Raw genomic sequence first — 14,900 nt, forward strand, 5'->3', positions numbered from 1 at the left:
GTTTTCATTATGATACGTGAAATTATATCGACGATTTTTCAAATATATCAACGATTATTGCAATATATCGACGTTTCGACAAAGGATATCGACTTACCGACATTATTTGACACGATTTCCTCTAATAAAAAACTGCCTCTTATTTAGAGACAGTTTCTTTCAAATCTTTTAACGTAACAACATTAGCAAACGCTCCAAACACTACGTTATGATGCTTCACAATGTCTTCAGCACGTAACACCTCTGTATCAAACGTACTATGTGCATCGCTCACTAACGTTACTTTATACCCTTCACTAAACGCTCTTCGCGTCGTCGTATCCACACAGTACTCCGTTTGCATTCCTGAAATGATAACATGATCGATTCCCTTGTCTTGCAATACTTCTTTTAGGTTCGTCTTGTGGAATGAATCTGGAGTCGTTTTTTCAACCACACACTCCCCTTCTAGTGGAGCAATTGCCGCATGGATTTTCCACCCATCTGTACCTTTTTCTAACGGATGGTCTTTCGGTCCATTGTGTTGCACATAAATTACCGGAATATCATTTGAACGGCATTTCTCAATAAGCTCTTGTAATGTCTCTAAAAACTTTTCCCCATTATGTACTGGCATTCCTGCTGTATACATACCTGCTTGCACATCAATTACTAATAATGCTTTTTTCATATCGCGCAGCTCCCTTTTATTTATATTCCATCATCCAACAATCTTCTAATACCCCTTCATGCAGTTCATGTTCCTTTAAAATCTTCACCTTTTTAAATCCGCATTTTTCATAACACTTTATTGCACGTTCATTATTTACTTTCGGGTCCATTGCAATTGCTTTTGCTCCCGTGTTCTCCATAATATATGTAATTGCTGCCTGAACGAGTTTCGTTCCAATTCCTTTTTCCCAATAAGTTGGTTCACCGATAAATTGATCCATTCCCCATACATTTTGAGATTCTTCATAGCCATATAATGCTTTCCACTCAGAATCAACTGGATACATTTGAATATAACCAATCGGCATATCATTAAACTCTATTACACATCTTTTTTCATGACTATTGGGATTATGTATGAAATGATTCAGTACCATCTCTACAGATTGCGGATTATCTCGTCCTTCATAATACTGCAAGACTTCTGGGTCTGTTAACCATTTTGAAATGACCTGTGCATCCTCTTCTTTTACGTACCGTACCGATACATGATCTTTTTGAAATAGCATATAATACCTCTTTTTAATTATTTATATTTTTCCTTGTTGTGAAATCTTTCATTGCACCTATTAATGCGTATGGTAACAATGTAATCGCAAAAAATGCTGTAAATACATTAAAATGAGGAATTTCATATGGAGTGAACCATTCCGTGAAAAATTCAGAATATAAAATCCTATTTAAAAACTCTCCACTTGGCTTAAAATTTGGTGCCCATCCTGTAATCTCACAAATAATAAATAGTAATTGAACAATTATAAATGCTCCTAGATAGCGAAACCATGTCCGTTTCCAAATCGGCTGCGCCTTATATAATTCATGTTCCATTTAACTCCCACCTTTTTATTTCCATCCTATTAATTATACACTTTTCACAGTCTTTTTGTTAAAATTTTCTATATATTCATTCATGCTGGAGGAATTCAATATGTCTAATCCTATACTTAAATCAACATTAATCATCCTTAGAGGAAACTCCGCAAGTGGTAAAACAACAATCGCAAAGCAACTACAAGAACATTTCGGACAAGGCACACTTTTAGTATCACAGGATGTTGTACGTAGAGATATGCTTAGAGTACACGACACGATAGGGAATTTATCGCATGATTTACTATTTGAAATTACAAAGTACGGAAAAGGGAAATGTGAGTTTGTTATTTTAGAAGGTATTTTAAACAGTCGTAGATACGGTGATATGCTGAAAGAATTAATACATTTTTTTGAAGGAAACGCGTATACATATTACTTTGATTTATCGTTAAAAGAAACGATTCGACGACATAAAACAAGGGAAAAGCGGCATGAATTTGGTGAGGATTCCCTACAAAAATGGTATAATCCGCACGATACAATTGAAGTTACTAGAGAAACTATTTTTACAGATAACTTAACGCAAAAAGATATATTTGATGCAATTCTTAATGATGTGATGGTACGAAAATAAGACCGACAGAATATGTCAGTCTTATTTTCATTATGTTATATTCTAGATTTATTATAAAATCTTCACTTTAACTGTTTGTCTTCCCCAATTTATCGCTTTACTTTTTGAACCCATTAATACATCAATGCGATTACCTTTAATTGCACTTCCGGTATCTCCAGCTATTGCTTCTCCATAACCTTCTACCCATACTTTAGATCCTAATGGGATTACTTTCGGATCTACTGCGATAATTCTCATATTCGGATTAGCCGTTAAATCATGCCCCATCGCAGTTAAAACGCGTCCACCATATGTACCATTCTCACTCGGATCAGCAGTATATGCTGTCGCCACGACCGTTAATTCACGTTTAGCAGACTGCGCGTTATTTTTAGACTCTTCTTTTGCCTTTAGTGCTTCTCGTACTTTCGCCTCTTCCTTAGCTTTAGCTATTTCTTGCGCTTTTGCTTCTTCCTTAGCCTTTGCTATTTCTCGTGCTTTCTCCTCTTCCTTAGCCTTTGCTATTTCTCGTGCTTTCGCTTCTTCCTTAGCTTTGGCTATCTCCTGCGCTTTTGCTTCTTCCTTAGCTTTGGCTATTTCCTGCGCTTTTGCTTCTTCCTTAGCTTTGGCTATTTCTTGCGCTTTCGCTTCTTCCTTAGGTTTCGCTACTTCTTGCACTTTCACTTCTTCCTTAGGTTTTATTGTTTCTTTTGCCTTTGTTATCTTCTGTGTTTTAGCTTCTTCCTTAGCTTTAACCGATTTTTGTACTTTCGCTACTTGCTTCGTTTTCTCGTCAGCCTTTTTTTCAATTGGTGCTTCACTTGATAAGAAAGAAACATTTACATAAGCTGTTTTTCCCTTATACTCAAATTGTAGCCATCCGTCTTTTACTTGCTTCGTTGATTCAATTACATCATCTTTTTTCAGTCTGCCAAGAATTTTTGATTCTGTGTTTGATTCAGAACGTACATTTAACAAATCTGCTGTTACATGGTAAATATCTTTTGTAAACTCCGAGCTTACAAATACTTCTTTACCATTTAACTCAATTTTTGACCAGCCATCTTCAGTATTTATGACTTTTAATTCTTCCCCGTTTTTTACTTTTTCGATAACTTTTGATTCCGTAGTCGGTTTTTCACGTACGTTGAGTACATCTGCTGTTACGATTGTTTCTGCAGTAGCAGTTGTAGTAAATGCTCCCAATCCGAAAACAGTTGCTGTTGCTGCGCCAATTACTTTTTTCATATTAACCTCCATTATATTTTTTGAATTCTATCAAATACTCCCATTAAAATAAGAGATTTAATGAAAGCATTCGCAACAGATATATTAATACGACTTAATATACTGTTATTAAAACTCCTTACTCCAATACTATCAAATTCTTATTTCTAATTCTATATATTATAAGTCTCCTTATCTTCTATAAACGTTTCATGTCCGTCTTCACACTAAATAGTTGTCGCAATTCCCACCAAAATAAACTTACGATTGCTAAAAATTGAGTAGCGACTATAGCCCCTTCATGATCTTTCACACTACATTCGCTCGTTTTTTGCAAAAAGTTCATTTTACATAAAATTTTATTTATTACAATAAGAATATAAGATATATTTTTTTAAAAGGAGGATTTCAAGAATGAATAAAGAGGATAAAATTCACGCTGAGAAAGTGTTGAAAAATCTATTCATCGGATCACAAGTTGATGGATTACAATTTGGTATTTCTCCAGGCGCTATAAAGATTCATTTCACAAACTTTCACGACTCCGTTGATTATGACGGACAATTATATATCAATATCGAATCAAAATGGTTTTTATTTAATAAATCTACAAAAAAATACCCATTAAATGAAGATGACTTTGAAGATTATTCTGAGGAAGAAGAATATGGGAGAATATTTGAGATAAGAAGACAAAAAGTTACCGATATACAACTCGGCTTAGAAAGCCCTTATTTAATTGTTACATTAGAGAGTGGACAAATTATTTTTGTAAATGGTTTTCATGATTATTATGAATGTTGGCAAGCTGGTGTCCAATATGAGCAATGGCTTGTAGTTGCTGCACCTGGGAATGAAATCGCCACTTGGACTCCCGATAAGTTTATCGATAAATAAACTGTCTTCCCGAAGAAGAACCGACGATATTTTATGAACTACATAACTATTTCTATTACACTTAAACGAATGACCATTTTACTTTAATAGAAATCATTTTATTAAATTTGAAAGGACGATAATGATGGCATGTGTCCATGATTTTGGAATAATTGAAGAATTTGATTCTCAAAAAAGTTACAACGATTATACACCAGAGAAATATGATTGTGTTTCTGTTGATGATGATATTATCAGTAATTTAAGTCAAAATTTATCAATTATGAAAACCTACTTTCATACAGTAAAAAATCAGGAATATGGTTTAGCTTATTGGGGTATTACAATTATCCCTCCTGAATCATTAGCAATTTTCTATGAAACAGTTACATCTTCAAAGTTCTTCAAAAAATCTGATGAGCTGAATGAATTAGCTTCAAAAATTGTACAAGCTGTAGCAGAAAACAAGTACATGATTCATTATGGAATTTGAATGTAATTCAAAAAATGTGAGAGTGCCCATATTAATCTAAATAAGCGTCTCATTTCCAATCTTCCAGCTAAACCATCTCCCATGCCCTTCCGTTTCTCCAACCGTTTCACGATATTCGTTTCCGTTAATATAATAATCAATATGAAGGTCCCGGTCCCACATGTTGTTATAAAGGTGGAATACATCACGTTTTGCGCCAATTTCTTGTATTTGTTTTTCTAACTTATGTTTTACTTGTTCTGGTATTTGATTTGCGACGTGTGTATGGAAAATACAGATAACAGCATCTCTACTTATTCGTTCAATAATAGATGGTAATAGCTCCACGCCGTCTCCTTCTACTAATTGAACAGATTCATTTTTCACTAAAGATGCAGCTTGGTCAAATAGTTCAAGCCTTTCTTTATGTTCTGGCCAAATGAGTGCACGTAGCCATAAATAATCTTCGTCACTATGTAAATCATTTACATGTAAATCTAGTCCGATTCTTTCTAAGACAGGTGGACTTTCTTTTAAAAGCTGAGGCACATTCTCCCCTCTTATTTCAGAAGTTACATGTACATTCGAATTTATATTTCCGTAACTTTCACCTGTACCGTACGAATAGCTATATTGGTCCCAAAATAGTTGTAATCCAGAACTTGTCCCAATCTCTATTAAAGCTAACGGTTTATTCACTTTGTTAAATATGTAATTGAAACTTGGATATAAGTACGCACATCGTCTTACTTCATTCGTTTGAACGAGTTTCGTTTGTAATAAATTAATCATTTCTTCTCTGTACATTTTACAGAAATCTTTAAAATGATCAAAAGCTTGATCTAAATCCGTATTAGCATGTTCAACTAAGCTACTATAATACGTTTTTACATGATGTTCTTTCCCTGCTAACAATAAATAATGTACTGCACCTAATAATAAGTTTGGGACTGGTTGACCTACCTGAGCATAGGACGATAGTGTAAGTACTTCCTCATCTTCAGCAATTTTCATTGATAAATATTCATATAAGTCACTTGACCCTTTACATTCCTTTATTGAAAAATTTCGAAATAAGTTTGCGATTTGTTCTTGTGTACGCATGTGTATCCCCCTTTTTAATATTCAGAATAATCATACAATAAATTTTTAAAAAAGTCCCATAAAAAGGTATCCTTTCTACCGACTTTTGGATACGTAAGCTTTTTCGAGATAATTTCAAACTGTAATTTTTTTCTATTCATTAACTGAAAAGTGCTTGTTAAATAAGAATTTTGGCAAATAAAGCGTTAAATATTTTAAAATTATCAGATAACACTAGATATTTTAGTCTATTAATTATTATAATAGAGTATGAGATGGTTATACAATTGAGACAAAAAAGGTAAATACCTAGGTGGGGCCTAGGCGGTGTTTTCTTTTTACGGCTTAGACACAGTAAACACCTACTCTTTTTTGCCAATATAGGGGATGGAGAGATTATCATGAGCAACATGCAGCAAAAAACAGACGTTATCTTAATTGGTGCAGGAATTATGAGTGCAACGTTAGGCTCATTACTAAAAGAATTAGCACCAGAATGGGAAATTAAAGTTTTTGAAAAACTCGCAAGTGCCGGGGAAGAAAGCTCTAATGAATGGAATAATGCAGGTACAGGGCATTCTGCGCTATGCGAACTGAACTATACTTCCGAAAAATCTGACGGATCTATAGATATTAGTAAGGCTGTAAAAGTGAATGAGCAATTCCAGCTTTCAAGACAATTTTGGGCATATCTTGTAAAAAGCAAATTAATTCGTAATCCACAAGATTTTATTATGCCTCTACCTCATATGAGTTTAGTACAAGGTGAAAAAAATGTGCAGTTTCTAAAAAACCGTTTTGAAGCGCTTTCAAAAAATCCACTGTTTCAAGGAATGGAGTTTTCCGATTCTCCTGAAACATTAAAAAAATGGCTTCCACTCATTATGGAAGGTCGTACATCTAATGAGCCTATGGCGGCAACGAAAATTGACTCTGGAACAGATGTTAACTTTGGTGCATTAACACGAATGTTGTTTGATTACTTAAAAACGAAAAATGTCGAGCTAAACTACAAACATAGTGTCGAAAACATTAAACGCACGAAAAATGGTTTGTGGGAAGTGAAAGTACACGATATGAATAGTGGTAAAATTGAGCATCACACTGCTAAATTCGTCTTTATCGGCGGCGGTGGCGGTAGCCTACCCCTACTTCAAAAGACTGGTATCCCTGAATCAAAACATATTGGTGGATTCCCGGTAAGTGGACTATTTATGGTATGTAAAAACCAAAAAGTTGTAGAGCAACATCATGCGAAAGTATACGGTAAAGCTAAAGTTGGCGCTCCGCCAATGTCTGTACCTCACCTTGATACGAGATATATAGACAATAAAAAAGCTTTATTATTCGGACCATTCGCAGGGTTCTCTCCTAAGTTCTTAAAAACTGGTTCAAACCTTGACTTAATTGGTTCTGTAAAACCAAATAACGTCTTAACGATGTTAGCTGCTGGTGTAAAAGAAATGGGACTAACAAAATACTTAATTCAGCAAGTTATGTTATCACATGAAAAACGTATGGAAGAATTACGCGAATTCATTCCGAACGCAAAAAGTGAAGATTGGGATATTGTAGTTGCTGGTCAGCGTGTACAAGTAATTAAAGATACTGATGCTGGCGGTAAAGGAACACTTCAATTCGGTACAGAAGTTGTTAGTGCGGCTGATGGATCAATCGCAGCATTACTAGGTGCTTCACCGGGTGCTTCTACTGCCGTTCATGTTATGCTTGAAGTATTAGAAAAATGTTTCCCAAGCCGAATGGTAGAATGGGAAGGAAAAATAAAAGAAATGATTCCTTCTTACGGCATTTCATTAACAGAAAATCCAAGATTATTCCAAGACCTTCACACTTCTACAGGTCGTACCCTTGGATTAAATGAAAAAGAAACAGTTCATAATTAATGAAGAAATAAAAACGTCCGATACATTCGGACGTTTTTTCGTTACTAGAAATTATATTTTTCAATATTATCCTTTGTAAATACAACTCGCTCTGGCAATACGATAATTCCGTTTCCTTCTGCCTCATAATCATATCCTTGAATGGAGTTTGGCTCTACTTTCACTTTTCCAATCCCTTTTACTTCGAAGCTATCCCCTACTTTTAACTTCTTCCCTTTTACAACAATTTCATTTGCTACATACGTTGCGAGTGCACCTTGTTGTTTTACGTCCCATAATCCGAATTGTTGTACTGTTCCTCGTTTTACGTAATCACGCATAACGTTTGGTGTAGAGAAGCCAGTTACGACAACCTTTTTATCCATTTTTAAGTTTTCAGCTGCTTGCGCCATGGCTGGGAGTGCTGTTGCATCTGGACAAATAACTGCGTTAATATCCGGATACGTTTTTAAAATATTCTCCCCTACTGACAAAGACTTTTGCGCATTATTTTCACCGTACTGCGTCGTTACAATTTCCCAGTTCGGATATTTCTCTTTAATAATTTCTTTCGCTTTCGTTACCCATTGGTTTTGATCTGTTACTGTTGGGCTAGAATAAAAAAATGCTACTTTCCCTTTATCTCCAATTTGCTTGGAAGTCATTTCAATTAATAAGTTAGCAAGTTGGTCTGGTGTTCCTTGGCTTATATAAAAGGAACGATCTTTCGGATTCACATCGGAATCCCAAGTTAAAACAGTCATCCCTTTTTTCTTAGCACGTTGCAGTGATTGCGATAAACCATCAACTGACGTTGAAGAAACCATAAGTGCATCATAGTTTTGGTTAATGAAATTGTTTATATATTTTACTTGCCCAGAAACACTTGCTTCAGAGGGGCCATCATATTTCACTTGTACGCCTAGTTTATCTCCCATCTCTTTTGCTCCTTCACCACCTGATGTAAAGAATCCAACTCCTGTTAATTTCGGGATAAATGCAAATTTCACATCATCCGCTTTTTTCTTATCTGCGGTTTGACTAGAACAGGCGATTAAACCGATTAAACAAATACATACAATGAATACAATCCCTAGTTTTCTCTTCATGACATTTCCCCCTTATGCAAATTCTTTCTTTTCCCCAGTGTGAATTGATGTAATTTGAAATGTCTCATAATAACTGAAAGAATAAGGATAATACCAATTACTACGTTGGATTGTTCATTTGTTAAACCCGTCATTTGCAAGCCATACTGCATGAGTCCAATGAAAATACTCGCCAGTACAGTACCGATAATGCTTCCTTTTCCCCCTGTAATAAGTGTCCCGCCTAATACGACTGCCGTAATGATTGGTAAAATTGTTTCACTTCCCATATCAGCACGTGCCGAACCGAAATAGGCAGTTAAGAAAGCCCCCCCTAATCCACCTCCTAACCCGGAAAGCATGTAAGCAATGATGACTACTTTCTTCGTCTTAATCCCGGTGTATTTTGCTGCATTTTCGTTCGCACCTGTTAATTTTATATGGCGTCCGTATATAGTTCGGTGAAATAATACAGCACATAAAACTGTTAATACGATCAGTAGCCATAATAAATTCGGTATTCCTATAAAATTACCGCTTGCCAGTTGTACAAATGCGTCAGGTAAACCACTTATCCCTTCATACCCAGAAGCACCTGCTCCTCCTGAAATGACGAGTGCAATTCCTCCGTATAAAAACATCGTGCCGAGTGTAACGACGAGTGGTTCTACATCTGTCATTTTTATAATGAGTCCATTTATAGCGCCTGCTAAACAACTAATTATTAGGGCGATTATGACAGCAAACAAAATAGATATTCCGTTCATCCAAAGTACACCGATTAAGATCGAAGTGAGACCCATTATTGAGCCGACTGATACATCAATTCCTCCTGTTACTATAACGAAAGTCATTGGTATCGCCGCAATTGCGATAAATAGGAAATCATTTGTACTAAAAAGGAGATTACTAATATTAAAGAAATCACTATTTATAAAACTAAAGAGAATAAATTCTAAAAGAAGTAATACGATTAGAACACCTTCCCATCTGTATACATACTTCATAGATTCATCCTCCTTTCTGCCTTCCACTTTTTCATAACGCTATCTAATATGACGATTAGCAATAATAAGAAACCTGAAATAGCATTATTCCAAAATGCTGGTATTTTTAAAAAGACGAGTGAACTGCTTATCGCCTCTAAAAATATCGCTCCTAATGCAGCTCCAACTATAGAACCTGTTCCTCCTTTTAAATGAACTCCCCCTAGTACAGCAGCTGCGATAACCTGTAGTTCTATCCCAGTTCCTGTTTGATTAGGAACGAATCCGATATTCATAACAAATATGCAACCAGCGAGCGCAGCGCTTATGCCTGAAATTATAAACGCACATATCTTCACTTTATTAACAGGTATACCAATAAGTCTCGCGCCATCTTCATTATCACCAACCGCATAGAAGTACCTTCCGTATGGCACTTTCCTTAAAAAGAAGTATAGTAGTAGTAAAATAATAAGAACAATCCATACAATTATCGGCAAACCAAGTATGACGCTCGATGACAGTTGCTTAAAATCGTTTGGTATATCTTCAATCCACTTTCCACCTGTAAAGATTAACATCGTACCTCTAATGACTCCTAACATACCTAATGTCATAATAATGGCCGGTACCCGAAACTTTGCAACACCAATTCCATTTATAAAACCGAGAATAGCGCCAAGTATAATAGCAGCAAGTATGGACAGAGATGCATGATATCCATCAGTTAACAACATTCCGCAAACTGCTGCGCTTAATCCCATAATTGAACCAACTGATACATCTATATTTTTCGTAAATAAGACGAACGATTGGCCAATTGCTAGCACGACTAAAATAACGCTTGATTTCATCAGTAAAGATAACGAGTTAAATTGAATAAAACTAGGGTTTATTATTCCTACAATAGCTATATACATTAGTAGTAACAGTATCATAGACGTTTCATGCATTTTTAACATGCGTTTCATTCCGCTACACCTCCGTATGCAAGGCGTGTAACTTCATTCACACTTAGTTGTTCTTTTTCCATATGAGAAACAAATCGTCCATTTCTCATTACATATACACGGTTTACTAATTGAACAATTTCTTCAACATCTGAAGAGATTAATAAAATTGCGAGTCCTTCCCTTTTCATTTTTTCGATCGTCTCATACACTTCAATCCTTGCTTTCGCATCAATTCCACGAGTCGGCTCATCAAGAATAATAACTTTAGGATTACATGCGAGATACTTTGCAAGCACGACCTTCTGCTGATTACCTCCTGATAAAGATGCCAGTTCTTTATTCATATTCTGTACAACAATTCGGAACTGTTCTATAAACGAATTAACTAAAGCGCTTTCTTTTTCTTGATTTATAAAAAAGCGATTATATTGCTGTAAACTTGCTGCTGCAATATTTTCTTTAACAGAAGCCATTGAGAAAATTCCATTCCTCGCCCTATCCTCTGGGACATAAACCAGTCCCTTTTCTAGCCTTTTATGCAAAGAACACGCATCAATTGATTTCCCCTCTAATAAGATAGATCCTGATTTTATAGTTTTCAATCCAAATATCGCTTCTGCTAATTCAGTCCTGCCAGATCCTATAATGCCAGCAACACCTACAATCTCACCTGCATGTACAGTGAATGATATATTTTTGAATGTGTGGCTCATTATATCGATCACTTCTAATATTTTTTTCGTCCTTGCTGTCTCTTGAACTACTTCTATTTTCTCTTTCTGTTTATACCCTTTTGGCAATAGCCCCTCCATCAGCATGTCATATGTATAGTCACATACGTCACCTTGGCTTACAATCATTCCATCACGTAGTATTGCTACTTTGTTGGCAATTTCAAAGATTTCTGGAAAGCGATGCGTAATATAAATCATCCCAATTCCTTTTTCTTGTAAACTTTTCATCAACATAAAAAGACTCTTAATTTCGTGAGTTGTTAATGTCGATGTTGGCTCATCTAGAATAAGAATCTCAGCTTCTCGTATTAATCCTCTCACAATTTCTACTAACTGTTGTTGCGCAATCGATAATGATCCTCCTAGTTCATTAAGGTCAATATCCCATCCTAGGCTGCTAATCAATTGCTGAATCTGTACTCTTAATTTCTTTTTCTTTTCTTTTAACCCGATACATATATTTTCTTCAATAGTCATATGCGGAAAAATGAGTGGTTCTTGCGGTATTAAATAAATACCTTTTCGATGTGCTTCTGACGGATTTGAAAACTGTTGCTTCGTTCCTTTTACATACATTTCTCCATCATCATACGAATATAACCCCGTTAATATTTTCATTAATGTTGATTTCCCGGCACCATTCCCTCCAACTAAAGCGTATATATCTCCGCGCTCTACTTGAATGTTCACTTCTTTTAATACAAGTTGATTTAAAAATGCCTTACTCATTTTTTTTACTTGTAATAAAGGTGCGTTCTCCACATGATGTCACCTGCCTTTATACAGAACATTTTTTGAGAAAATGATTATTTGTTCTACTTGTTTTGTAGCATTGTATATTCCTTTTTTTATATCTAGAACACTTTTTTCTACGTACTATTAATCGCTTCAACTGGAATAAACAAAATATATGGTACATATGTTTAAGCTGTGGTCAATTGTTGAAAGGGATGAAGAGTATGACACAGCTGAACTTTGAAGAAAATTTATTAACGAAAGTAGCTTGGTACTATTACAAAGACCAATTAACACAACAAGAGATTGCTTCACTTCTTCACATTTCAAGAAATAAAGTTGTTCGGTTATTAGAGAAGGCGCGGAGTGAAGGTATCGTTACATTTCACGTAAAAGGGACTGGTTTGCACTGTTTAAGTATTGAGCGTGACTTAATGAAAAAATTCCACTTAAAAGATGCTTTTATTATCCCGACCCCAGTAAACAATTATCACGATTCTCTCGGAAAAGCTGCTGCACAATATTTAGAAACTCAGCTCCAGCAAGGAGATTTACTCGGTATTGGCTGGGGAGAAACAATTAGCAAAATGCTAGAAAACATTCATTTCGAAAGTTCTATTAATCTCTCAATCGTAACGTTAACAGGCGGAGTAAATCACTATCTCCCGAGAAAACAAAACTATTTACATTACATGCAAGGTGATCTTCACATTATCCCTACGCCGTTTCTAGCGTCTACAACCGAAATGGCACAAAGTATCCTATCAGAACCGAGTGTAAAAGATATGCTTCATGTCGCTTCACTTGCTCATACGGCTGTTGTCGGTATTGGAGGACTATCTCAAGACGCTACGATTGTAAAAAAAGAAAAATTAACTTTACGTGAGATGACATATATTCGTAGTCAAAACGGTGCTGGCGATATTTTAGGACAGTTTTATGATACAAATGGCGATTTATTAGAGCTCTCGCATCACAATCGTCTAATTGGCACGTCCCTCTCTGTTTTGCGCAATATGAAGCATGTCGTCGGTGTTGCTGGAGGTACTGAAAAGATAGATGCAATTTATGGTGCCTTAAAAGGAAAGTTTATTCATACATTAATTACCGATGAGGAAACTGCCCTCTCCTTATTACGAAAGGATGGTGATTGTTAATGTCCAATTTATTAGCTTTCGATGCTGGTACAGGAAGCATACGAGCAGTTCTTTTTGATTTACAGGGTAATCAAATTGCAGTAAGTCAAAAAGAATGGATTCATAAATCTGACCCTCGTTATTCAGGCTCTATGAACTTTGATGTAATAGAAAATTGGAAGCTTGTACAACAATGCACGAAAGAAGTTTTACAAAGAAGTAATATCTCGCCCTCTTCCATTCAAGCTATTAGCGCTACTAGTATGCGAGAAGGTTTTGTTTTATATGATAAAAATGGGCAAGAAATATGGGCGTGTGCAAATGTTGATGGGCGTGCATCCGCGGAGGTTAGTGAACTAAAAGAAATTCGGTCACATCTTGAAAAAGATTTATATACAAAGTCTGGTCAAACTTTTTCATTAGGTGCTTTACCTCGCCTACTTTGGATAAAAAAACATGAACCCGACGTCTATAATTCTATTCACTCTTTTACAATGTTAAACGATTGGATTTTATATAAACTAAGCGGCGTGCTGCAAATTGATCCTTCAAACGGTTGTACGTCTGGAATCTTTGATTTACAAAATAGAAATTGGGATAACGATGTAGCTAAAGAGTGTGGTATAACTTTACTATTTTCACCAAAAGTAAATGAAGCTGGCACTGTGATTGGTAATGTTACAAAAGAATGTGCAGCATTAACTGGATTACGTGAAGGAATTCCTGTCGTAGCCGGGGGCGGAGATGCTCAAATGGCATCACTCGGAACTGGAGTCGTGAAACCGAATCAAACATTAATATGCGGAGGTAGTTTTTGGCAACAAGAAGTGAATGTTACTGAGCCAATACCAGATCCACAAGCTGCGATTCGTATAAATTGTCACGTCGTACGTAACCTATGGCAATACGAAACGATTGCCTTTTTCCCAGGCCTCGTTATGCGCTGGTTTCGAGACGCTTTTTGCCAAGAGGAAAAGAAACTTGCTGACAAACTCGGTGTAGATGCTTATGAATTATTAGAAGAACAAGCGAAAGACGTACCTGTCGGCTCACATGGCATTATCCCTACTTTTTCAAACGTTATGAACTACATTTCTTGGCGTCATGCCGCACCTTCTTTTTTAAATTTAAGTTTAGACGCTGACAAATGTGGAAAAAAAGAGCTATTCCGTGCTATTGAAGAAAATGCCGCCTTCGTAACACTTGGAAACTTACAATTAATAGAAAATCTAACTGGTATATTCCCTTCTGAAGTTATTTTTGCTGGTGGTGCCGCTAAAGGAAAACTATGGCCACAAATTCTATCAGACGTCCTTGGTATTCCTGTAAAAGTACCTGTTGTGAAAGAAGCAGCTGCTTTAGGAACTGCGATTGCTGCAGGAGTTGGTGCTGGCATATATGCATCTATGGAAGAGACTGCCGAAGAGTTTGTACAGTGGGAGCAAACATTCGAACCAGTTACTGAAAATCACGAACTATATAAAGAGTTCTATGAAACATGGAAAACTGTATATGACAGTCAGCTCGCTTTAGCTGATAAAGGGCTCACTTCACATATGTGGATTGCGCCTGGTGCACTGTAACACA

The 14,900-nt window shown here is 36.0% G+C and carries 15 protein-coding genes; 6 read left to right on the top strand and 9 right to left on the bottom strand.

Going from position 1 to position 14,900, the window contains the following annotated elements; translation table 11 throughout:
• Positions 1-139: 139 nt before the first annotated feature.
• From BGI23_RS14280 to BGI23_RS14290, 3 genes are read right to left on the bottom strand one after another with little or no spacing between them, the layout of a single operon-like run.
• Positions 140-670, bottom strand: a complete 531-nt coding sequence (locus tag BGI23_RS14280) for a cysteine hydrolase family protein (RefSeq protein WP_070806313.1) — start codon at positions 668-670, stop codon at positions 140-142.
• Positions 671-686: 16 nt separating this feature from the next.
• Positions 687-1,220 carry a GNAT family N-acetyltransferase gene (locus tag BGI23_RS14285; RefSeq protein WP_070806314.1) on the bottom strand — a complete coding sequence of 178 codons (534 nt, stop codon included), beginning with the start codon at positions 1,218-1,220 and terminating at the stop codon, positions 687-689.
• A 13-nt stretch (positions 1,221-1,233) separates the two neighbouring features.
• The gene (locus BGI23_RS14290) at positions 1,234-1,539 is read right to left on the bottom strand and encodes a YfzA family protein (protein ID WP_070806315.1); all 306 of its coding nucleotides are present in this window, start codon (positions 1,537-1,539) and stop codon (positions 1,234-1,236) included.
• Positions 1,540-1,639: 100 nt separating this feature from the next.
• On the opposite strand from BGI23_RS14290, the gene BGI23_RS14295 reads away from it, so the two are divergent.
• Positions 1,640-2,158, top strand: a complete 519-nt coding sequence (locus tag BGI23_RS14295) for a kinase (protein ID WP_070806316.1) — start codon at positions 1,640-1,642, stop codon at positions 2,156-2,158.
• Between the two features lie 51 nt (positions 2,159-2,209).
• On the opposite strand, the gene entB is transcribed toward BGI23_RS14295, so the two are convergent.
• Positions 2,210-3,388, bottom strand: a complete 1,179-nt coding sequence (entB, locus tag BGI23_RS14300) for a cell wall-binding protein EntB (RefSeq protein ID WP_070806317.1) — start codon at positions 3,386-3,388, stop codon at positions 2,210-2,212.
• 393 nt (positions 3,389-3,781) lie between these two features.
• On the opposite strand from entB, the gene BGI23_RS14305 reads away from it, so the two are divergent.
• Positions 3,782-4,264 carry a hypothetical protein gene (locus BGI23_RS14305; RefSeq protein ID WP_070806318.1) on the top strand — a complete coding sequence of 161 codons (483 nt, stop codon included), beginning with the start codon at positions 3,782-3,784 and terminating at the stop codon, positions 4,262-4,264.
• Positions 4,265-4,388: 124 nt separating this feature from the next.
• A complete protein-coding gene (locus BGI23_RS14310) occupies positions 4,389-4,736 on the top strand; it encodes a short-chain dehydrogenase (RefSeq protein ID WP_070806319.1) in 348 nt (115 codons plus the stop codon).
• A gap of 36 nt (positions 4,737-4,772) precedes the next feature.
• Here BGI23_RS14310 and BGI23_RS14315 read toward each other — a convergent pair whose 3' ends face one another.
• Positions 4,773-5,819, bottom strand: a complete 1,047-nt coding sequence (locus BGI23_RS14315) for a DUF2332 domain-containing protein (protein WP_070806320.1) — start codon at positions 5,817-5,819, stop codon at positions 4,773-4,775.
• 380 nt (positions 5,820-6,199) lie between these two features.
• Between BGI23_RS14315 and BGI23_RS14320 the strand changes: the two genes are divergently transcribed.
• Positions 6,200-7,702 carry a malate:quinone oxidoreductase gene (locus tag BGI23_RS14320; protein WP_000069168.1) on the top strand — a complete coding sequence of 501 codons (1,503 nt, stop codon included), beginning with the start codon at positions 6,200-6,202 and terminating at the stop codon, positions 7,700-7,702.
• Between the two features lie 44 nt (positions 7,703-7,746).
• On the opposite strand, the gene lsrB is transcribed toward BGI23_RS14320, so the two are convergent.
• The 4 genes from lsrB to BGI23_RS14340 are packed head-to-tail and all read right to left on the bottom strand — an operon-like array spanning position 7,747 to position 12,204.
• The gene (lsrB, locus tag BGI23_RS14325) at positions 7,747-8,790 is read right to left on the bottom strand and encodes an autoinducer 2 ABC transporter substrate-binding protein LsrB (RefSeq protein ID WP_048557976.1); all 1,044 of its coding nucleotides are present in this window, start codon (positions 8,788-8,790) and stop codon (positions 7,747-7,749) included.
• Positions 8,787-9,776 (bottom strand): ABC transporter permease, encoded by a 990-nt coding sequence (locus BGI23_RS14330; RefSeq protein WP_070806321.1) that lies wholly within the window; start codon positions 9,774-9,776, stop codon positions 8,787-8,789. The genes lsrB and BGI23_RS14330 overlap by 4 nt, the downstream gene beginning before the upstream one ends.
• Complete coding sequence (locus BGI23_RS14335) at positions 9,773-10,726, bottom strand: ABC transporter permease subunit (protein ID WP_070806322.1); 954 nt, start codon at positions 10,724-10,726, stop codon at positions 9,773-9,775. Before BGI23_RS14335 ends, BGI23_RS14330 begins: the two co-directional genes overlap by 4 nt.
• Positions 10,723-12,204: a sugar ABC transporter ATP-binding protein gene (locus BGI23_RS14340; protein ID WP_070806323.1), complete on the bottom strand. Its 1,482-nt coding sequence runs from the start codon at positions 12,202-12,204 to the stop codon at positions 10,723-10,725. Before BGI23_RS14340 ends, BGI23_RS14335 begins: the two co-directional genes overlap by 4 nt.
• 197 nt (positions 12,205-12,401) lie before the next feature.
• On the opposite strand from BGI23_RS14340, the gene BGI23_RS14345 reads away from it, so the two are divergent.
• Both BGI23_RS14345 and lsrK read left to right on the top strand, forming a co-directional pair.
• Positions 12,402-13,334, top strand: a complete 933-nt coding sequence (locus BGI23_RS14345) for a sugar-binding transcriptional regulator (protein WP_000192724.1) — start codon at positions 12,402-12,404, stop codon at positions 13,332-13,334.
• The gene (lsrK, locus tag BGI23_RS14350; RefSeq protein WP_070806324.1) at positions 13,334-14,896 is read left to right on the top strand and encodes an autoinducer-2 kinase; all 1,563 of its coding nucleotides are present in this window, start codon (positions 13,334-13,336) and stop codon (positions 14,894-14,896) included. The genes BGI23_RS14345 and lsrK overlap by 1 nt, the downstream gene beginning before the upstream one ends.
• Positions 14,897-14,900: the final 4 nt, after the last annotated feature.

The organism is Bacillus sp. ABP14 (assembly GCF_001831375.1).
Lineage (GTDB): Bacteria > Bacillota > Bacilli > Bacillales > Bacillaceae_G > Bacillus_A > Bacillus_A paranthracis.